This window comes from Ectothiorhodospiraceae bacterium BW-2, assembly GCA_008375315.1.
Taxonomy (GTDB): domain Bacteria; phylum Pseudomonadota; class Gammaproteobacteria; order Thiohalomonadales; family Thiohalomonadaceae; genus BW-2.
On the sequence record CP032507.1, the window covers coordinates 3,947,224 to 3,969,356 of the forward strand.

The following is a 22,133-nucleotide window of genomic DNA, read 5'->3' on the forward strand; positions in this document are numbered from 1 at the left end:
CATAATCGTTCAAGATATCCAATTCGATATCGTTCACCACCACATCGCTGAACATAATAAGCGGCCCTTCGCCCTCGCTGTAGTGAATCGTCCCCCCCGCCGCCGAAGTTAGCGTGGGGGCATCATTCACCCCCAAAACAGCCGATGTCGCCGCCGAAGTTAAACTTTCTAGCCTCGCCCCGCCGTCGGTATAACTGACGGTGACGCTGATTGTTTGACCGACTTCATTTTGAGTCGGGGTATAAGTTAACCCTGTCGCGCCGACAACTTCTGTACCTTCAACAAACCATTGGTAGCTGAACTCGCCTAAACCATCCTCATCAGCGATGGTGCTAGTATCGACGGTGAGAGTTTGGTCTTCGGTGGCTGTGCCGATGATGATTACGCTACCAGTGGGTAAATCGTTGACATTGGTCATGGCTGCAGTGGCGGCACTGGTAAGTGTTTCGATCGTGCCTTGGCCATCGGTATAACTGACGGTGACGCTGATCGTTTGGCCGACTTCGTTTTGAGTCAGGGTGTAAGTTGGGGCTGTTGCGCCGGTAATGGCAGAGCCTCCGGCTAACCACTGGTAGCTGAACTCACCTAAACCATCTTCATCGGCGATAGTGCTGGTGTCGGCGGTTAGGATTTGATCTTCGGTGGCGGTGCCGGTGATGACCACACTGCCGCTGGGTAGATCGTTGACATTGGTGACGGCTACGGTAGCGGCACTGGTGAGGCTCTCAAGGGTGCCTTGGCCATCGGTATAACTGACGGTGACACTAATCGGTTGACCAACTTCAGCTTGAGTCAATGTGTAAGTTGAGGCTGTTGCGCCGGTAATGGCGGTGCCTCCGGCTAACCATTGGTAGCTGAACTCGCCTAAACCATCTTCATCGGCGATAGTGCTGGTGTCGGCGGTTAGGATTTGATCTTCGGTGGCTGTACCGGTGATGATCACGCTGCCAGTCGGTAGATCGTTGACATTGGTGACGGCTGCGGTAGTGGCACTGGTGAGGCTCTCAAGGGTGCCTTGGCCATCGGTATAACTGACGGTAACGCTAATCGCTGCTCCGACTTCAGCTTGGGTTAATGTGTAAGTTGAGGCTGTCGCGCCGGTAATGGCAGTGCCTCCGGCTAACCATTGGTAGCTGAACTCGCCTAAACCATCTTCATCGGCAAGAGCGCTGGTATCGGAGGTTAGCGTTTGATCTTCGGTGGCGGTGCCGATGATGATTACGCTACCAGTGGGTAAATCGTTGACATTGGTCACGGCTACAGTGGCGGCACTGGTAAGGGTTTCGATCGTGCCTTGGCCATCGGTATAACTGACGGTGACGCTGATCGTTTGGCCGACTTCGTTTTGAGTCAGGGTGTAAGTTGGGGCTGTTGCGCCGGTAATGGCAGAGCCTCCGGCTAACCATTGGTAGCTGAACTCGCCTAGAGCATCTTCGTCGGCAATAGTGCTGGTATCGGCGGTTAGTGTTTGATCTTCGGTGGCTGTGCCGGTGATGGTCACGCTGCCAGTCGGTAGATCGTTGACATTGGTGACGGCTGCAGTGGCGATTGAGGTTAGGCTATCAACATTTCCTTGGCCATCAATGTAACTGACGGTGACACTAATCGGTTGACCGACTTCGTTTTGAGTCAGGGTGTAAGTTGGGGCTGTCGCGCCGGTAATGGCAGAGCCTCCGGCTAACCATTGGTAGCTGAACTCACCTAAACCATCTTCATCGGCGATAGTGCTGGTGTCGGCGGTGAGAGTTTGGTCTTCGGTGGCTGTGCCGGTGATGGTCACGCTGCCAGTCGGTAGATCGTTGACATTGGTGACGGCTGCAGTGGCGATTGAGGTTAGGCTATCAACATTTCCTTGGCCATCAATGTAACTGACGGTGACACTAATCGGTTGACCGACTTCGTTTTGAGTCAGGGTGTAAGTTGGGGCTGTTGCGCCGGTAATGGCAGAGCCTCCGGCTAACCACTGGTAGCTGAACTCACCTAAACCATCTTCATCGGCGATAGTGCTGGTGTCGGCGGTTAGGATTTGATCTTCGGTGGCGGTGCCGGTGATGACCACACTGCCGCTGGGTAGATCGTTGACATTGGTGACGGCTACGGTAGCGGCACTGGTGAGGCTCTCAAGGGTGCCTTGGCCATCGGTATAACTGACGGTGACACTAATCGGTTGACCAACTTCAGCTTGAGTCAATGTGTAAGTTGAGGCTGTTGCGCCGGTAATGGCGGTGCCTCCGGCTAACCATTGGTAGCTGAACTCGCCTAAACCATCTTCATCGGCGATAGTGCTGGTGTCGGCGGTTAGGATTTGATCTTCGGTGGCTGTACCGGTGATGATCACGCTGCCAGTCGGTAGATCGTTGACATTGGTGACGGCTGCGGTAGTGGCACTGGTGAGGCTCTCAAGGGTGCCTTGGCCATCGGTATAACTGACGGTAACGCTAATCGCTGCTCCGACTTCAGCTTGGGTTAATGTGTAAGTTGAGGCTGTCGCGCCGGTAATGGCAGTGCCTCCGGCTAACCATTGGTAGCTGAACTCACCTAAACCATCTTCATCGGCGATAGTGCTGGTGTCGGCGGTGAGAGTTTGGTCTTCGGTGGCTGTGCCGGTGATGGTCACGCTGCCGATCGGTAAGTCGTTGACATTGGTGACGGCTGTGGTGGCGGCACTGGTAAGGGTTTCGATGGTGCCTTGGCCATCGGTATAACTGACGGTGACACTAATCGGTTGACCAACTTCAGCTTGAGTCAATGTGTAAGTTGAGGCTGTTGCGCCGGTAATGGCAGTGCCTCCAGCTAACCATTGGTAGCTGAACTCGCCTAAACCATCTTCATCGGCGATAGTGCTGGTGTCGGCGGTTAGGATTTGATCTTCGGTGGCGGTGCCGGTGATGACCACACTGCCGGTGGGTAGATCGTTGACATTGGTGACGGCTGCGGTAGTGGCACTGGTGAGGCTCTCAAGGGTGCCTTGGCCATCGGTATAACTGACGGTGACACTAATCGGTTGACCAACTTCAGCTTGAGTCAATGTGTAAGTTGAGGCTGTTGCGCCGGTAATGGCGGTGCCTCCGGCTAACCATTGGTAGCTGAACTCACCTAAACCATCTTCATCGGCAAGAGCGCTGGTATCGGCGGTTAGCGTTTGACCTTCGGTGGCGGTGCCGGTGATGGCCACGCTGCCGGTCGGTAGATCGTTGACATTGGTGACGGCTGCAGTGGCGATTGAGGTTAGGCTATCAACATTTCCTTGGCCATCAATGTAACTGACGGTGACATTAATCGGTTGACCGACTTCGTTTTGAGTCAGGGTGTAAGTTGGGGCTGTCGCGCCGGTAATGGCAGTGCCTCCGGCTAACCATTGGTAGCTGAACTCACCTAAACCATCTTCATCGGCGATAGTGCTGGTGTCGGCGGTTAGGATTTGATCTTCGGTGGCGGTGCCGGTGATGACCACACTGCCGGTGGGTAGATCGTTGACATTGGTGACGGCTGCGGTAGTGGCACTGGTGAGGCTCTCAAGGGTGCCTTGGCCATCGGTATAGCTGACGGTGACGCTAATCGCTGCTCCAACTTCAGCTTGAGTCAATGTGTAAGTTGACGCTGTTGCGCTGGTAATGGCAGTGCCTCCGGCTAACCATTGGTAGCTAAACTCGCCTAAACCATCTTCATCTACGATAGCGCTGGTGTCGGCGGTGAGGGTCTCCCCTTGGCTGGCGGTGCCATTGAGCAATAGTGCTCCTGTTGGTGGCGAATTAACAGGCTCAGGCTCAGGCTCAGGCTCGGGTTCGGGTTCGGGTTCGGGCTCGGGCTCGGGCTCGGGTTCGGGCTCAGGCTCAGGCGTAGGCACAAATGGGGTTGTGGGTGTTGGCGGGGTTACTGTTGTTGTCGGCGTTATAGGCGATATCACCGGTAGTTCAAAATTGTTGTTGCTCGCTGTCAAGTCACTGTTTGAGGGCGTGGGGCTACTGTTCGTTGCGGGTGTTGGTGTTGTGGTCTCTGCAACCGCCACTGTTTCATCGGTGATAGCTGTTGTGGTCGTATCGTTTTGAGCGGAAGTTACCGGTTCTTCCGTAGGCTCTGAGGTGGCTGGTGGTTCCGCCGGTGTTGTCTCTGCTGCGACCTCGCTCTCTGCTGGCGGTGGGGGTTCTGCGGCGGCAGTTGTCTCTTCTGGCGGCACTTCGGTTGCGGCTGTTTCTGGTTCGGGGTCGGTTTCAGTTTCGGGCTCTTCTGCGGCCACTTCGCTCTCTGCTGGGGCCTCTTCTGCGACCACTTCGCTCTCTGCCGGGGCCTCTTCTGTAGCTACTTCGGTCTCTGCTGGGGGCTCTTCTGTTGCAATGGCTTCTTCTGGTGCGGCTTCGGTCGCTGCTGGCTCTTCTGTGGGAGGTGCGGTGGTTGTTGCTGTTTCAATCGGGGCCGATTGGGGCGCGTCTGTTTCTGTTATGGCCGCGGCACTCTCGGCGGGCGGGGTTGTCGCTGGGCTTTCAGTTGTTGGGGTATTGGTTGTCGCGACCACGGGGGCGACGGGGTTCTGGCTGGCGATGAGGTTCTCTAGTTGGGGGGAGGAGGCTTCTAGGGTGGTGACGCTTTCGTCACCGCTGGCTAGGGCGGTTATCATCTGCTGTTCTGGGGTCGCGACGCCACTTTCGACGCTGGCGCTCACCGCGGCGATGGTGTCGGCTTCGGTGGTGGCGTTGGTTACCGCCGCTTGTAAGTCGCTGCCACTGGCTAGGGCTTCGGTTAGGGCTTGTTGAAAGGTGCTGTTGTTTGGTGATGCGGGGCGACTCTCTCCTAGTACGGTCTCTATGTTCTCTCCACTCGCTAGGGCATTGGCTAGTTGGCTCTCGGCACTCGGTTGGTTGACCGCTGCGGTGGTGGTGGTCACCGCTTCGGCGACTGCCGCCGCTTCGTTTAGGGCGCTTGCCGGTTCGGCTCCGCTGGCGAGGGCTTCGCTTAGCGCTTGTTGAAAGGCTGCGCCGCCACTCTGTTCTAGCTCGTTGAGTGCCTCTTCGGCGCTCTCGCCACCGCTGGCTAGGGCGGTTAGGAGTGGGTCGCCGTCGGTGAGGGTGCTCTGTTCGGCTGTCGTGGCTGCTGTTTCGGCCGCGATGGCCTGCGCCATTGCTTGTTGAAAGCTGTTACCCTCTTCTAATGCGGCAACTAGGGTATCGGTCAGGGCGCTCTCTTCTGGCAGGGCGCTGCTGTCTCCGCTGGCGAGGGCTTGTAGTTGTGGGTCGGCTTCGCCGCTATCACTGGCCATTTCGGCTTGCTGCTGCTGTTCTATGTTTGTCTCTGCGCTGTTAATCGCCTCGTCTATGCCGATGTCGCTCTCTGCCGAGAGCGATTGGCTCAGTTCGGTCGCCATTTGGGTTATCTGGTCTGGACTGAGGTCGGGAAATTGGGTCTGTAGCTGCTGTTGGAGATTTTCACCCGATGCTAGGGCCATCAGTAGTGCGTCGCTCGCTGAGAGTGGTTGCGCCGACCCACTATCGGCTTGGTCCATCTCGGCGGCGGCAGCCTCTGCCTCGGCAAGGGCGGCATCGATGTCGGCCCCTGAGCTAATCGCCTGTTGTAGCTGTTCGGTAAAGGTGCTGCTATCGGTCTCACCTTGGGCTTGTTGAAGCTGCTGTTCGACATCTTCGCCGCTTGCAAGGGCATCGAGTAGGCTCCCCTCGCGGCTCTCGCTCTCCACTTCGGCAAGTAACTGCTGCGCTAGCTGCTGTTCAGCAACCGCCTGTTGTAGTGCCTCTCCCGGAAGCTCCCCTTGCGAGAGCTGTTCGGCGATGCGGTTGATTAAGCTATCGCTGTCCAGAGTGGCATCGATGATCCCTTGCTGCTGTAGCGCCTCTATCACCTCCTCTAGCGCTTCGCCATTGGCTAGGGCGGTGAGGAGTTGCAGTTCACTCTCCTGTTCAAGCACTTCTGCATCTATGTCTGTGATGGCGTTGGCCGACGGTGGGGGCTCGTCGGTGACCGCCGCTGTGGCTGGAGGGGTAACATTTTGCAGCAGTATGCCCGCGCCACTATCGAGCGCGACAAATTGGCTTGTTTCGCCACCGCTTTGCACTATTTGCAGGGTCGGGGCGATATCGGCGTTAAAGTAGTTCTCTACGCTGTACCGTTCGCCATTAGGCCCTTCAATCACCAGATGGCCCTCTTCCCGATAGGTTTGGGTGGCATTGGCGGTCCACGCGGGTAGTTCAACGATATTGCTCATCTACGGTATCCTGCTATTCAATAGCTCAACAGTTCGGCATCAGCTCGATTAAGATTGGGTGAAGGTATAGGAAAGTATAGTATAGATTGGCTTGTTCAAGATGAGATGGGGTTCAAAAAATTTGGCGTGTTCATTGGCACCATTAAAACGCACCAAAGTGGTGCGGCTGCACCAAAAGTACCCATTTTTATCAATCTCTACTTGCCTAAAGTGGCCAGCTTGGGCTATTTTGGTGCTGGCACAGTTTGTGCTGGTAGCTTATGACCGAAACTCAACGGCCCTAGAGGGCCGATTTAGCCAAACCCCAGTCTAACCTGCAATGGAGGACCTAAATGTCAGCAGATAGCGCAATGAAGTTAATTAAAGATAGCGGTGCCAAATTCATCGACTTTCGTTTTACCGATACTCATGGTAAAGAGCAACATGTTACCGTCCCCATCAGTCAGGTTGATGAGGATACCTTTGCTGACGGTAAGATGTTTGACGGCTCCTCTATTCAGGGGTGGAAAGGGATTAACGAATCGGACATGATTTTAATGCCCGATCCGACAACTGCAGTGGTCGATCCCTTTGCCGAAGAGACGATGGTGAATATTACCTGCGATATCGTCGAGCCCTCAACCATGGAGGGGTATGACCGCGATCCCCGCTCTGTCGCCCGCCGCGCTGAAGAGTATCTAAAATCGACCGGCATCGGTGATAGGGCTCTATTTGGCCCCGAGCCGGAGTTTTTTATTCTCGACGATGTTCGTTGGGGTGCCGATATGAGCGGCTGCTTCGTTAAAATCGACTCTGAAGAGGCCGAATGGAACTCCGAGCGGGTCTATAACGATGGCAACATGGGCCACCGTCCGGGGGTTAAGGGGGGCTATTTTCCGGTTCCTCCGGTCGATTCGCTACACGACATTCGCGCGGCGATGTGTCTGGCGATGGAGGATATGGGCCTTGAGGTCGAGGTTCATCACCACGAAGTCGCGACCGCAGGTCAGTGCGAAATCGGTACTGGCGCTAATACATTGGTGCGTAAAGCCGATGAGGTGCAGTTATTAAAATATTGTGTTCACAATGTCGCCCACAGTTTTGGCAAAACCGCCACCTTTATGCCTAAGCCGCTAGTCGGTGATAATGGCTCTGGAATGCATGTCCACATGTCTATCGCTAAAGGGGGCGACAATGTCTTCGCTGGTAACGAGTATGGTGGGATGAGCGAGACAGCCCTCTACTATATCGGCGGCATTATTAAGCATGCTCGGGCGCTAAACGCCTTCGCTAATGCGTCAACTAACTCCTACAAGCGACTGGTTCCCGGCTTTGAAGCACCGGTTATGCTCGCCTACTCGGCGCGTAACCGCTCTGCCTCCATCCGTATTCCTTGGGTTAATAGCCCGAAAGCGCGTCGTATTGAGGTTCGCTTCGGCGATCCAACCGCTAACCCCTATCTCTGCTTCGCAGCCTATCTAATGGCCGGTCTGGATGGTATTCAGAACAAAATTCACCCCGGTGAGGCGATGGATAAAGATCTCTACGATCTACCGGCAGAGGAGGCAAAAGCGATTCCGACCGTCTGCCATAGCTTTGACCAAGCCTTAGAGGCGCTCAATGGCGATCGCAGCTTTCTGACCGCCGGTGGGGTCTTTAGCGACGATATGATTGACGCCTATATTAATCTTAAAATGGATGAGGTCACTCGGATACGAATGACTACCCATCCGATTGAGTTCGATATGTACTACTCGGTTTAGCTATATGCGACTGTCGTAACTACCGACGCCTACTGTTACGACACTCTCCTTACAAGCGCCTCTCACGGGGCGCTTTTTTTAGGGAAGCTGTTATGACCGAAAAAGAGGTAAAAAATAGCTGCCGCCAGGTACTCGATATTCTCCAGTCGGCGGTTTTACTATTCGATAACCGGTTGATGTTGCGCTATCTGAACACCACCGGCGAGATGGTGCTCGGCGTCAGTATGCGTCGGGTATCAGCTATGTCGGCGTTAGAGCTGCTGCAAGATAGTGACTTAGTTGCGCTAATGGAGCAGGCGCTACAGGAGGGTAACCCGATTGCCCGTCGCGGTATCACTCTACGGCGACTCCATGGTGGCGATATTACCGTCGATTTAATGGCGATTCCCACCTATGAGGTGAGCGATGCCCAAGAGTTGATTGTCGAAATAACCCAAATTGATCGCCGCCTGCGCATTACTCGCGAAGAGGGGCTGATGGCGATGAATCAGGCCACTCGGGTCTTAGTACGCGGGCTCGCCCACGAAATTAAAAATCCCCTCGGTGGCGTGAGGGGTGCCGCGCAGCTATTAGAGCGCGAGCTGCATGACGAGGAGCTAAAAGAGTACACCCAAGTGATTATTCGTGAGGCGGATCGGCTTCAGGAGCTTATTGATCAGATGCTCGGCCCTAAATCGCCGCCGGTACGACGAATGATCAGTATCCACGAAGCGCTAGAGCGGGTCAGGCAGATCGTTAAGGCCGATTTTCCCACCACACTAGAGATCATTCGCGACTACGATCCCAGCATTCCGGAGTTAATGGCCGATCTAGATCAGCTCATTCAGGCGCTAATGAATCTAGCCCGTAACGCTGCCCAAGCGGTCAACGGCAACGGCAGAGTCACCCTGCGTACCCGAGCGGTACACCAGTTCACCATCGGCAACCAGATCCATAAACTGGTAGCGAAGATCGATATTATCGATAACGGCCCCGGTATCGACAAAGATATTAGTGAGAGTATCTTTTTACCGATGATCTCCAGTAAACGGGAGGGCACCGGACTCGGCCTGCCGATTGCCCAGTCACTCATTAATCTCCACAACGGCCTGATTGAGTGGCAAAGCCGCGCGGGACACACCCAATTTACGGTGCTGTTGCCGATTATTACCACGCCTATATCGAGCAAAACAGGAGAGAGAGATGGATGCACAACTGTGGATTGTCGATGATGATCGCTCCATTCGTTGGGTGCTAGAGAAGGCGCTCAAACAGGCTGGCCTACGGGTCAAGAGCTTTGAGAGCGGCGAAGAGACGCTAGCCCTCCTCTCCCGACAGCAGCCCGATGCTATTATTAGCGATATTCGGATGCCGGGAATGAACGGCTTTGATCTGTTAGAGCAGATTAACCGGCAGTGGCCCGAGATTCCGGTGATTATTATGACCGCTCACTCTGATCTCGATAGTGCGGTCTCCTCCTATCAGGGGGGGGCTTTTGAGTATCTCCCCAAACCGTTTGATGTCGATGTGGCGGTCGAGCTCGCCAACCGCGCCATAGAGTTTCGCAAAGAGCAGCAACATACCCCCCTACCAGAGAGCTTCACTAGCGCCGAAATTATCGGTGAAGCCCCCTCCATGCAGGAGGTGTTTCGCGCTATCGGCCGTCTCTCCGGCTCCCATATCACAGTGCTGATTAATGGCGAATCGGGTACCGGCAAGGAGCTAGTCGCCCACGCCCTACACCGCCACAGCCCCCGCTCTAAACAGCCCTTTATCGCTATTAATACCGCCGCTATCCCCAAAGATCTGCTCGAATCAGAGCTGTTTGGCCATGAACGGGGAGCCTTTACCGGTGCTAACTCCACCCGTGAAGGTCGCTTTGAGCAGGCAGATGGCGGGACGCTATTTCTAGATGAGATTGGCGATATGCCGGCTGAGCTACAGACGCGACTTTTGCGAGTTCTCTCCGATGGCCAGTTCTATCGAGTCGGTGGACGCCAACCGCTGCGGGTCGATGTGCGCGTTATTGCCGCGACCCACCAAAATCTGGAGCAGCGGGTGCTAGAGGGGCGGTTTCGGGAAGATCTGTTCCACCGCCTCAATGTCATTCGCATCCATATCCCCTCCCTGCGCGAGCGGCGGGAGGATATTCCACTGTTAATTAAATACTTTATGCAGCAGGCTGCCGAAGAGCTCAAGGTCGATGCCAAGCGAGTCAACTCCGAAGTGCTGCACTACCTCTCTCGCCTCGACTGGCCGGGTAATGTGCGCCAGCTACAAAATAGCTGTCGCTGGCTGACGGTGATGTCGCCGGGGCAGGAGGTGCGACTCGACGATCTACCGCCGGAGTTGCGACAACAGCGACAGACTCAAACTGCCGTAACCGAGAGCACCGCCCTGATGCCAGCGCCTCGCCTAGCTAGCAAAGATAGCGATAATAGCTGGCTCCCACCGCTTAGGCGATGGGCACAGCAGCAGCTAGAGCGGGGCCATCACGATCTCCTTAACCTAGCCCTCCCCCAGTTCGAACGAACCTTAATTGAGGTCACGCTACAGCAAGTTGGCGGCCGAAGGCAGGAGGCGGCGCGGCTGCTCGGTTGGGGGCGAAATACCCTAACTCGAAAGATCAAAGAGCTGGGAATGGATTGATCCGCTACGATGGGTCTATAATGGCGCTCCTTTAACGACCACAAGCTTTTAACGACCACAGCCGACACCATTGCCCTCGACCGCCACCACCGATTGCCCCCCGCTGCTCGCCGATGCCGTGCGTCCGGCCGTCGTCGAGCTAATGCGCCAAGGGGTCGTGCTCGCCGCCAAACGACCCTCACAGTTTGAGCAGCTACAGCGCCACCTACCGCAAGTGCGCCACTATCTCGCCACTCTGTGGCTAGAGGTGGTGCTAGATGAGAGCGCCGGCATTGCGCTATTACAACAGCAACTCAGTAGTGAAGCAAAGGAGAGCCACCCCGAACTGATCCCCCCTCGCCCCCTAACTCTCTACGATACGCTGCTACTGCTGGTGCTACGACGCCACTTTCAGCAACGAGAAACGGCGGGGGAGGAGCAGATCACTATCGATATTGAGCAGATAGAGAGCCAGTTACTCCCCTTTCTCCCACTCACTAACAGCGCCCGCCAAGATCGGCGCAAATTGAGCGGCGCGTTAGAACGGCTGCGGGAGAGGAAGATTATCCAGCCACTGCGCAGTGAGTCGGGTCGTTACGAAATTACCGCCGTTATTCGCTATGTCGTTGGCGCTGAATTTCTGCAACAGCTACTGCTTGAGTATGAGCAGCTACTCCCCGCCTCCTCCGCCCCCCCCTCGCGCCTCTGAACTCGCCATGCAGAGCGATCTCTTCAGTCGTGACCAGATCCGCCTCGCCGAGCTATCGCTCTGTAACTGGGGCTCGTTTCATGGACTGCACCAGATTCGCATCGATCCGCAGGGGACACTCATTACCGGTGATAACGGCTCCGGTAAATCGACCCTCATTGATGGCCTCATGGCGCTGCTGCTACCGGCCGGTCAGACCAGTTTTAATATCGCCGCAGCTCAAGGTGATCGCCACGATCGCTCGCTAGTGACCTATATTCGCGGCAGCTACGGCACCGCCCACGACGGCTCCCGCACTCAGACCCTCTATAAACGGCCAGGGGCGGTAGTCACCGGCGTGAGCGCCCTCTATCGTCGCGATAACGGCAGCGTTATTACCTTAACGGCACTCTTCTGGTTTACCCAATCGAGCCACGCTTTAAGCGATTTAAAACGGCTCTATCTGGTCGCCGTCGAACCTCTCTCGCTACAGACACTGCTACAGCACTTTGGCGAAGGGGAGAGTCGCCAATTGAAACAGAGACTGCGCAATAGCCCCAATAGGCAGCTATTTGATACCTTTAGTGACTATCAAGAGTGCTACTGCCGCTACCTATCGCTCCATAATCGTAACGCCCCAGCGCTGCTCTCGCGGGCACTAGGGTTAAAAAAGATCGACAATCTGACCCAACTCATTCGCGATCTGGTGCTAGAGCCGAGTGGCGTCAGCCACGATGCACGCCAAGTGGTGGCCGAATTTGACGATCTGGTGCTTATCCACCGCCAGCTCGAAGATGCCCGCAATCAGCGCGATACGCTGCAGGAGCTACCGGCGCTGCACCACCACATTAGCAGCGCCGAGGAGCAGCTACAGCAGCTACAGGCCGAACGCCGCGCACTGAGCGTCTATCTTAGCGAGCAGGCACAGCGGCTGTGGCAACAACGCATCGACGATATCACCCTACAGCAGCAACGGCAGCAGCAGCAGATCGAACAGCAACAGCAGCAGGAGTCCGATCTTGCCGACAGAGTTGAGCAGCTTCACGCCGCCTTTTTAAGCCGTGGCAGTGAGCAGTTACAGCAGTTGCGGCTCGAACTCGACCACGCTAGCGCCGAACAGCAGCGCATCGCCCGCCAAGCCAAACGCTATCAGCAGCTCGCCGTGCAGCTAGAGCTTAACCCCGAGCTCGAACCGACACTATTTCAGCGCCAGCAGCAGGCGGCATTAGCGTCGATAACGGCCCTTGAGCAGCAGCGCCAGAGTCTGCTACAACAGCTCCCCGACACTCGGTTAGCCCTACAGCAGCAGCAGCGTGAACTCAGTCAGCTTGAAGAGCAGATAGAGAGCCTCACCTCTCGTCCCGACTCGAATATCGCCCTGCCCTATCAGCAGTTTCGGCAGCAGTTAGCCTCTGAATTGGCGCTAGAGCCACCGCAGCTCCCCTATCTCGGTGAGCTCATCGCGGTCGCCGAGGATCAATCGCTATGGCAGGGGGCGATCGAACGGGCTCTTCAGCCACTGGCCACGCGACTACTTCTCGAAAAGAGCCGCTACGAAGAGGCGATTCGCTGGCTCAATCAGCACCACAGCGGACTCCATATCACCCTACAGCGTGTCGATATGGAGACTCTGCCCACTGCCCCGCCCACTTGGCGAGCCGACGGTATCCTCTGCCGTCTGCGTTGGCGAGAGCACCGCTATACCCGCTGGCTACAGCACTTTTTGGGCGCTGTTGACTACCACTGTGTTAATGGGCCGAGCGAACTAGCATCGCTCCCCTTTTCGATCACCCCCTCTGGCCTCATTCAGCACGAAGCGGGTCAGCTAGAGAAGCGCGATCACTCGCCTATCGACGATCAGCGCACTTGGCAGCTCGGCTTTGAGACCCACGATCGCCTGCCACTGCTACAGCAGGATCGACAGCAGTTACACCAGCAGATAGCCGCGCTACAGCAGCAGTGTCAGGCGGCGGATCGGCTCCTACAACAGCAGGATGAGCGCCTGCTGCAGTGGCAGCAGCTACTCACCATCGAGTGGGACGATATCGATCTGCCGCGAATTGAGAGACGCTATCAGCAGCAACAGCTAGATCTGGAAAAGTTAGCCGCTGCCGAAGAGGGTGCCACCACCGCACGGCAGCAGTGGCAGGAGGCGAAGCAGCAGCTCAAACAGCAGCGGGAGGCGATCCGCCGCCACATCGCTCGTAGCGGCCTACTACAAGGCTCACTCGATGAGGCGGGTAAACATCAGCAGCGAGCCGCCACCGCCGCCGCCACCACCGATCCCCTCGATGCGGCTAGTCGAGAGGCCCTTATTGAGCGCATAGGCGAACTGACGCTACCGCAGTTAGATCAGATCCGCGATATTGAACAGCAGCAGCGGCACGAGCTAGAGCAGCGCGAAAATCGCGCCCGCAACCGCCTCCAGAGCTATAGCCGCCGAGCGGTGGCAGTCATGGTCACCTATCGGAAACAGTGGCCAACCATTGCCGCTAGCTGGGGCAGCGATCCTGAGGCGATTACCGACTATCTGCAACAGCTACAGCGGCTAGAGCAGGAGGGGCTACCTAAGCTGGTAGAGCAGTTTCGGCGGCGGCTCACTCTCCACACCACCCAATCGCTAGCTAACATTCGCTCCCGTATTGAGGCTGAACGGGAAGATATCGCCGATCGCATTAACACCATCAATCGGGTACTAGCCCGTACCGAATTTCGTCCCGGCACCCATCTGCGACTCGGCAGTGAGATCGAGGAGTATGACTTCGTGCGCCGCTTTAACCGCCAGCTAGAGCAGCTTCTAGCCCCTACCGAACCGGAAGATCAGGAGGCGCACTACCATCAGCTACAGAAGGTGGTGAGTCAACTCGACAAAGCGACCGCCAACCAGCCACCGACGCTAGAGAGTCTGCGTCTGCTCGATCCGCGTTATCAGCTCAGCTTCTATGCCGAAGAGATCGACACCGATGGCGTAGTTAAAGATCGACTCACCTCCTCTAGCGGTAAGTCGGGCGGTGAGAAGGAGTCGTTCGCCGGCACCATCGTCGCCGCTAGCCTCGCCTATGTTCTCACCCCCGATGGCGGCGAACAGCCTATCTACTGCACCGTTTTTCTCGATGAGGCCTTCTCTAACAGCGCCGAGGCGGTCAGTCGCCGAGTGCTGCGAGTCTTTCGGGAGTTAAAGCTCCATGTCAATCTGATTACCCCGTTCAAAAATCTCAATTTAGCGCGAGAGTCGGCCCGCTCGCTCATTATTGTCGAACGCGATAGCGCAACCCATGAGAGCCGCAGCTGTGAGGTGACGTGGGAGGAGATTGAAAAGAAGCCATAGTCACGACAGTTCAAAGCCTATTACCGAGACATCATCACGGCGCGACTCCTCACCGCGATAACGGTTCATCTCCTCAAATAGATAGCCTCCCACCCGCTCTATCGGCAGTGAACGACTCTGTAGCAGCAGCTCTTTAAACCGTTTTTTGCCCATCATGCGCCGTTTTTTACCGCCGACCTGATCTAAAATGCCATCACTGCTCATCACAAAGCGGCGTCCAGGGCGCTGTTCGAGACTGCGATTATTAAACAGCACTCCCATTGAGACGCCACGATAGCCGATACCGCACTTATCCCCCTTAACCTCCACCACTTCGTCGTGGTCACTATCGAGATAGAAGAGGGAGAAGCGGGCGCCGGCAAAGATTAGCTCGCTACCTTGATCGGGGATAAATAGCACCCCTAACTCAATGCCGTCATCCGACTCCCCCTCGGGTAGATCCTGTCCGAGTGACTGCTGCATATAGCGGTGCATATAGCCGATGAGTGAGGCGGGCGAGCCGGGGGGGGCCATGTCGATCGCATTTTCAAACGCGCCGTTAGCAATGAGGGTCATAAAAGCGCCCGGCACTCCATGGCCGGTACAGTCCCCTAACACAATGTAGCGCCCCTTAAGCCACTGTCGCATCCAGTAGATATCCCCCCCGACGACATCGCGCGGCTCCCAGAGAATAAAGTGTTTAGGCAGCAGTTTGCGCCGCTGCGCTTCGCGCGGCAGCACTGAACGCTGAATGCGGCTGGCGTATTGAATAGAGCCGGTTAAGATCTCCATCACCGAGCGCATCTGCTGTTCGCTCTCGGCTAGCTCTGCCGTTCTTTCAGCAACTCGATGCTCTAAAGTGTGGTTAAATTGGCGCAGTGCCTCCTTTTGGCGCTCAATATCGGCCGTTTTGAGCGCGACTAGCCGGTTAAGGCGGTAGTTGTTGTAGAGGATTAACAAAATCACCACCAACACCCCGAGCCCTATCTTGAACACTAGCTGGTAGTCGAGCTCCTCCCCCACCTTCAACCCAACCCAGCGGTAGCGAATGGTATCCATTTCGCTCTCTGGAATCGCCGCAATCGCCTTATTAAGCACCGAGAGCGCCTCGGGGGGGAGCTGCTGCGACAGTGCGATATGGAGTTGACGCCTCTTATCGAGCCGCAGCGCCACTTTTAGGTTATAGATCCCCTGCTGGTTCATAATGTAGCTCATCACTTCAAGATTGCCGATAAAGGCATCGATCGTGTTATCGAGTAGCTGCTTAACGCCGTTATGCGTCCCTTTGATCGGCATAACGATTATCTCAGGGTGGTTTTGCCTGATTAGGTGGTGTACCGAAATGCCATCGGGTACGCCAACCCGCAGCCCCTTCAGATCCGATAACTCGCTAATGAACTCAGCATCGTGGTGCATTACCACCCCATCGTTTAGCTCAATCGTGGTGGAGCTAAAGTCGAGAAACTGCTCCCGCTCAGGGGTTCGACTCACCGCAGCGAGCATATCGACCTGACCGGTTCGTGCCAACTCTACCGACTCAGGCCACCTCTCAGTGGGCACTAATTCAAAGCGAATACTGGAGATTTCACCTATTTTTTGCAAAATATCGGCCATCATCCCCTCGTAGCGCGGCCCCTCGTCGGTCGCGGTAATCGCCTCTATCGGTAACCAGTTAGGATCGACGGCAAAGCGCAGCAGCGGCTTGTCGATTAACCACTCTCGCTCCCGATCAGTCAGCTCTAGTGTCGCCGTTCCCCGCTCGATGGTACTCATCCAGTTTTGTGAGATCTGTCGCCGATCTACCGGTGAGATCGCCTTAATCGCTAATGAGATGATCTCCGCTAGCTCAGGGTAGTCGCTGCGGGTCGCCATGTGTAGACGGATCGGAGAGCGCCCCGGCACTAAATTATTGATCACAATTCCAGAGAGAAAGTGCTGTTCCATCGTGTAGGTAGTCGAGGGGTTATCATTAATAAACGCCTCCACCTGCCCCGATTTGACCTGTCGCAGCCCCTCCAGAATCGTCTCACTCTGCAACAGCTCAATTTGGGGATGGTGCTGTTGTAACCAGTCAACAATCGCATACCCTTTCACAACCGCGACTCTCTGCCCATAGAGCGACTCTAATGAGTGGATAGGCTCTCTGTCGCTACGGGTAAAGAAGTAGTCCGATAGCGAGAGGTAGGAGTGGGTAAAGTTAAACTTTTTTGCCCGCTCGGGTGAGAAGTAGATCGCCGGCAACATATCGATCTCCCCCTGTTCGAGGGCTATGAGCAGCTCATTCCAGCTTCTACCGGTCTGAATATCAAACTTAAAGCCGATCAGCCCCTCAAGTCGCCGTAGGTAGTCGTTAGCCAATCCTTGGTGCTCACCGCTTTCATTGACAAAATCGAACGGCGCCCAGTCGAGTTCACCGCCCACCCGAATCGTGGGGTGGCTCTCTATCCAGCGCTGCTGTTCAGCGCTTAAACCCGCCAGCCGGCTCTGCTTCCCTAGCCAGCGCTGACGGATCTCTCCCATTTCCACCATCGTCGTCGCCTGTAGCGCTTTAGAGAGGATTGAGTGGAGTTCGGGGTTATTTTTGCTAACGGCCAGATAGAGCTCGGCTGAGCTATCATCAGCTTGAAACTTAGCACGCGGCTCAAGATCGGCCATCATCATCTGATTGATAGCGTAGTCGAGGACAATGCGTGAGCCGATAGTCGCTTCAGCTCGGCCATAGAGCACCGCCTCCAGCGCCTCTTGGACATTATTGACCACAAGCCGCTGCACAAGCGGGTAGTTATCGAGCAAAATACGATCAATCCAAAAACCATCGACAACAGCCACTTTTTTGCCATTTAGCGAGTCAATATCGCTGATATCCCCCCTATCTTTACGGGCATAGATAACGGTTGGATTCTCGGCATAGCTGCCAACATAGTCGAGATAGGCCTGGCGCTGTTCGGTTTTGGCGATATTGAGCATGACATCAATATCACCCAAAAAGGCTTGATTGAGCAGCTCGTTCCACTCCCCCGAGACAAACGCTAGCCGCAGCCCCGCCTTCTCAGCTAGATGGCGCATTAGATCGATAGAGAGACCGCGCGGCTGGCCATTGTCGTTAAAGTTAAACGGTGGCCAGTTATTTTCGTTATGGACTCTAACCGGCGCGTGGTTAGCAAGCCACGCCTGCTCTGCTGCGGTCAACAGCAGCTCCCCCTCTGCCGGCAGGTAGCAGAGCTCAACCCGACCAATCGTCTCGCCATCGTAGTCGATAGCGGCTAGCTGCCGCTGTAGCGGCGCGACACACCCCTCGGAGGGGGGCTCACCGTAGGGGTAGTGCCAAAAGAGTGTCTCATCGACCGCATCGATAATCGCCACACTGTGAATCTGCGGCTTATCGGATAGATAGGGGGGGATTACCTGCCCCGGGCCATCACGATTCAGTTCAAACAGATAGCCGGCGACCATACTGGCGAGCGCCTCAGCCTGCTGCTGTCCGGCAGCCGCGACACCGCTTAGCAGTGGTAATAGTAGTAGTAGCGCCAGTCGCTGACACAAACTAGTCATCTAAGTTCAGGCCGGCATTAAGTCGGTCGAGAAAGGCATCCTCCACCTGCTGGGAGCAGATAAGGTAGCGGCTATTGCCCTCCGGCATCCCCTCTAGCGGCTTAACGCTTAGCCGCTCTCGTTCGGGGTGCTGCTGTAGCAGCTCATCGCTCTTCTCTCGGCTAATAAACATATAGTCAGCGCGTCGTTTCGCTATCATCGACATCATGGTGATATTGTCGGTACCGGTCTGACGCACCTTAACTCCCGACTCAACTAGACGAGTATCGATAAACTGCCCATAGGAGTAGGAGGTTTTGATTAGGGGGAGTAACGCCGTGTCGGCAAAGAGATCATCGACCGAGTGGATGGTACTAAAGCGGCCATTGCTACGATGAATCAGTATCGCCATCGGCCTATCCCGATAGAGTGGCTGACTATATTTAGCATACTGCTCCCGTTCGCTGTTTTTAAACCAGCCGACGGCGCAGAGAGCCGCTTGATTAGCTTTAATCTCGTGCAGATGGCGTTTGGAGGGCTTTTCGGTGAGCTGATAGGCGAGCCCCCCCCGCTCTAGCGCTACCATGAGCGGTGTCGCTACCCTGCCGCTGAGGGAGTCGCCCTCTTTGATGACAAAGGGGGGACGCGCCTCATAGACAATCTCTACCGATAGCGGCTCTGCCTGACTCGCTCCTATGAACCATAAAAAAGCGAATAGTAGGTATCTCATCGTGACTCCCTCACAGGGTTGATATAAAAATCTTAGGCGGGTTTAGCCTCAGGTCGCTGTAACAGCTTGTCGATATCGACCCCATCGATCTGATCGGGGTGGAGAAAACGACGCGCATAGTCGAGATAGGCACCGCTGGTTAAAAAGAGCTCAAATAGATCCGCATCAATGTGTTGATCGTTACGCATAAAACTCATAATGCGCAGCGACTCAGAGAGGGGTTTGGCCTTTTTGTAGGGCCTATCTGAGGCGGTCAGCGCCTCAAAGATATCGGCAATCGCCATGATCCGCGCCTGTACCGACATATCGGCCTTGGTCAATTGGCGCGGGTAGCCGGTACCTATCATCGTCTCGTGGTGGTTACAGGCGATATGGGGCACCTGACTTAAATTACGCGGAAAGGGGAGTTGATCGAGCATAATCACCGTTTGAATCATGTGCTCATTAATTTTATAGCGCTCTTCGCTATTGAGCGTCCCTTTCGGAATCGAAAGGTTGTAGAGCTCCCCGGTGTTATTGAGATATTTAGGCGCTTGCATCTTAAAGCCATAAGCCTCCATGCGATATGGCAGCTCACCTTTAGGATAGGGAAACAGATGCTCCTTTTTGTCGCTAATCAGCTTTTCGGTAGCCGGTAGCCGTTTTTTAACGACGCCCTGCAACCGAAACTCCTCATCTTGTGACAGCCCGAGCCGATCATCAAAGTAGCGCGTCCACTCGATAGCGGCAATCGCCCTAAGCCGTTCGACTCGTTCGGGCACCATAAACTCCCCGCCGACATTACACTCAGCGACAAAGGCAAAATCGTCCTGTAGCTGCTGCAACCGCTCACCTAACTGCTGCTCAAGCGCCCGCTTATCCCCCCCCTCAAGCTGCGCTTGTAGCGCCTCTAGCTGATAGTCGCGATGTTTAATCTCAAACCGCTGCCGAACTTCGTGAATACGGTTATAGATGGTCTCTAGCTTGGTCGCCTTATCCATCACATAGTCAGGGGTAGTTACCTTACCGCAGTCGTGCAGCCAGGCGCCAATCTCAAACTCGCGCCACTGCTCCTCGCTCATATCGAACTCAGCAAAGAGACCCTCTTCAGTTTCACACGCCGCTTGTGCTAGCAGTTTGCCTATCTCCGGTACCCGTTCGCAGTGGCCGCCAGTGTAGGGCGATTTGGCGTCAATCGCCGAGGCGGTCAGTTTGATAATCGAGTCGAGCAGCCGCTCCTGTGAGGTAACTAGCTCCTGATTTTGGTGGGCAACAGCGGCTTGGGAGGCGAGCGCACCGACCATCTCCACCATCTCTTCGGTAAAGGGAACGGTGCGCCCCCCGCTACTTTTACGGGCGTTAATTAGCTGTAAGACCCCAATCGTCTCCCCTCCGCGCGGCTTTAGCGGTACCGCCATGAGCGATAGCGTGCGATAGCCGTTATCGATATCAAACTGATGCTGCGCCTGATGGTCAAAATCGACGCTCTCGTAGCTATTGCCAACCCGAACCGTCCTCTCGGTCAGTACCGCATGGGCGACCATATTGAAGTAGTTAGGCTGCATGGTCACAGGATCACGCAGCGTAACCACCGGTAGCTGTACCGGTAGTTCGCTGGTGCCGCCACGATGCATATCGAGCGTATCGTAGGAGACAATCTGCGGTTCAAGGCGATTATCGAGGGTACGAATATAGAGCGTTGCCCCATCGGCATGGGTTAACTCTTTAGCGCCGGCGAGAATCATCTCGCTAAAACGGACTGAATTCTGCTCTAGCGAGAGCGAAATCCCTAGGCTCACTAGCCGCTCTAGTTTCGCCTGACTTATCTCTAGCGCCCGCGTGCGCTCTCGCACCTTCTCTTCTAGTAGATCGGCGTGTTTCTCCAGTTTAGCGTGCGTCTGCTCTAGCTCGACCTGCTGCGCCTGAATTTTGGCATTCGCCTCCTTTAACCCCTCCTCACTACGATCACTCATGTGCACTAGACGATTAGAGGTCTTATAGAGTTTTTTATACTCCTTCAGTAGCGCAGCGTAGGCGGGACGAAACGCACTCTCATTAAGTTCACTCTTTAGCAGCTCGTCACTATCACTAATCACCTGCTGCTCATCGGCAAAGGGTTCAAAGGCCATCGCTATCTGCTCGCGCGTATCCCGCTACCCATCTTTAACCACTAGGTTAAAGGTAGCGTGCTCTAAATCTTCGCCAAACTCCTCCCCCATCTCCTCCATGTTGTCATCATCCTCCCGATAGTACCAGTTGAGGGTCACTTGGCGACTCTCTGCCGCCTCATCGAGCATATCAAATAGGGTCATAATGATTTTAGCGCTGCTGCTATTAAAGTAGATGAGTTCAAAGTTAAAGGTAATCTCCCGTTCAAGCTGCGACTCCAGATAGTCGCGCAGCTTACCCATCGCCTCCTCATAGGTTTCAGAGATATCCTCAGGGTAGGACTCCCCTTTGAGTGAGAAGGTACCCTCGCTAAAACAAAAATCGATTTCAGGCGATCTTTCGGTTGCCTCAATGTAAATATTGTCCATTACTTTACCTTAGAAATGACAGACTTAAACAAAAGCTTTAAGACTTAAATAGCTATAGTCGCTATCTATCGGCTCAATATCGTAGATAAATGACTTTGCCCTCCGGGCAATATCGATAAAACCGACCCCAGCTCCTTTACTCCCCTCAGGAGTCTCACCGCGCAGGGCCTCTCTATAGAGCTGCTTTAACTCCGCGCCGGAGAGGGAGAGGATATGCTCCAAATTACCACTTAACTTCGGCGCTTCATCACTGCGAATCATATTTGAGCAGGTGACAAAGTACTCTCCCTCTAGCTCACCTATCATCGCTAGGCCGTAACGGCTATCGAGCATTAAAGCCGTCTTCTCTGTCGGTTCAACGCTATAGCGAATCACATTTTGTACCTGCTCGACAAAGAGGTGAAAGACCGTTCTAGCAACCTTCTTATCGACCTCATCCTGCTCTAGCTTACCACGCAGCTGATTACCGATAGAGGCGAGCAGATCTTCAGAAATAAAACCGCAGTAGCAGAAGATAACCCCCTCCCGCTGTAGCTGTTCTCGAAACTCTATCATTCTTCGGGCTAATCTCTCTTCGCTCATAACGCTCCCCTAACTCTCTTATTTTCTGATACATTAAGTTAAAAAAATATATAAAACACATGGTTACACCCCATATAGCCACCTTTCTCCCTCTCAAGTGGCGGCTATTATCGCACTACATGCGCACCTGTGGCAACTATTTAAACCATTGCTAAATCGTGCCAGCTTAGGCAAGATCGCCCCTCTAGCCCCCGCCCCGTCCCCTTCGATAACCACAGC

General features: G+C 55.0%; 10 protein-coding genes and 1 pseudogene. 6 read left to right on the plus strand and 5 right to left on the minus strand.

The genetic code is table 11. The annotated features are described in order from the left end of the window. The first annotated feature begins 3,743 nt into the window (after nt 1-3,743). The 6 genes and pseudogenes from D5085_18310 (at nt 3,744) to D5085_18335 (ending at nt 14,576) form a co-directional block, all read left to right on the plus strand. Nucleotides 3,744-3,848, plus strand: a pseudogene (locus D5085_18310) (endoglucanase). Nucleotides 3,849-6,543: 2,695 nt separating this feature from the next. Further along, nucleotides 6,544-7,953, plus strand: a complete 1,410-nt coding sequence (locus D5085_18315; GenBank protein QEP44917.1) for a glutamate--ammonia ligase — start codon at nt 6,544-6,546, stop codon at nt 7,951-7,953. A 92-nt stretch (nt 7,954-8,045) separates the two neighbouring features. Next, nucleotides 8,046-9,164 (plus strand): PAS domain-containing sensor histidine kinase, encoded by a 1,119-nt coding sequence (locus D5085_18320; GenBank protein ID QEP44918.1) that lies wholly within the window; start codon nt 8,046-8,048, stop codon nt 9,162-9,164. Next, on the plus strand, nt 9,136-10,581 hold the full coding sequence (locus tag D5085_18325; protein QEP44919.1) for a nitrogen regulation protein NR(I): 1,446 nt from the start codon (nt 9,136-9,138) through the stop codon (nt 10,579-10,581). Before D5085_18320 ends, D5085_18325 begins: the two co-directional genes overlap by 29 nt. Nucleotides 10,582-10,651: 70 nt before the next feature. Continuing rightward, complete coding sequence (locus tag D5085_18330) at nt 10,652-11,269, plus strand: DUF4194 domain-containing protein (protein QEP44920.1); 618 nt, start codon at nt 10,652-10,654, stop codon at nt 11,267-11,269. Nucleotides 11,270-11,276: 7 nt separating this feature from the next. Continuing rightward, entirely contained in the window at nt 11,277-14,576 is a 3,300-nt protein-coding gene (locus tag D5085_18335) for a hypothetical protein (protein ID QEP45226.1), read from the plus strand. Here D5085_18335 and D5085_18340 read toward each other — a convergent pair whose 3' ends face one another. Genes D5085_18340 through D5085_18360 form a run of 5 tightly spaced genes read right to left on the minus strand, consistent with a single transcriptional unit; the run spans nt 14,577 to nt 21,887 of the window. Next, the gene (locus D5085_18340) at nt 14,577-18,107 is read right to left on the minus strand and encodes a hypothetical protein (GenBank protein QEP44921.1); all 3,531 of its coding nucleotides are present in this window, start codon (nt 18,105-18,107) and stop codon (nt 14,577-14,579) included. After that, a complete protein-coding gene (locus D5085_18345) occupies nt 18,100-18,816 on the minus strand; it encodes a hypothetical protein (GenBank protein QEP44922.1) in 717 nt (238 codons plus the stop codon). The genes D5085_18340 and D5085_18345 overlap by 8 nt, the downstream gene beginning before the upstream one ends. Nucleotides 18,817-18,848: 32 nt before the next feature. Further along, nucleotides 18,849-20,924, minus strand: a complete 2,076-nt coding sequence (locus D5085_18350; protein ID QEP44923.1) for a GAF domain-containing protein — start codon at nt 20,922-20,924, stop codon at nt 18,849-18,851. A gap of 24 nt (nt 20,925-20,948) precedes the next feature. After that, complete coding sequence (locus D5085_18355; GenBank protein ID QEP44924.1) at nt 20,949-21,332, minus strand: DUF1987 domain-containing protein; 384 nt, start codon at nt 21,330-21,332, stop codon at nt 20,949-20,951. A gap of 24 nt (nt 21,333-21,356) precedes the next feature. Beyond that, nucleotides 21,357-21,887, minus strand: a complete 531-nt coding sequence (locus D5085_18360; protein QEP44925.1) for a hypothetical protein — start codon at nt 21,885-21,887, stop codon at nt 21,357-21,359. Between the last annotated feature and the right edge of the window lie 246 nt (nt 21,888-22,133).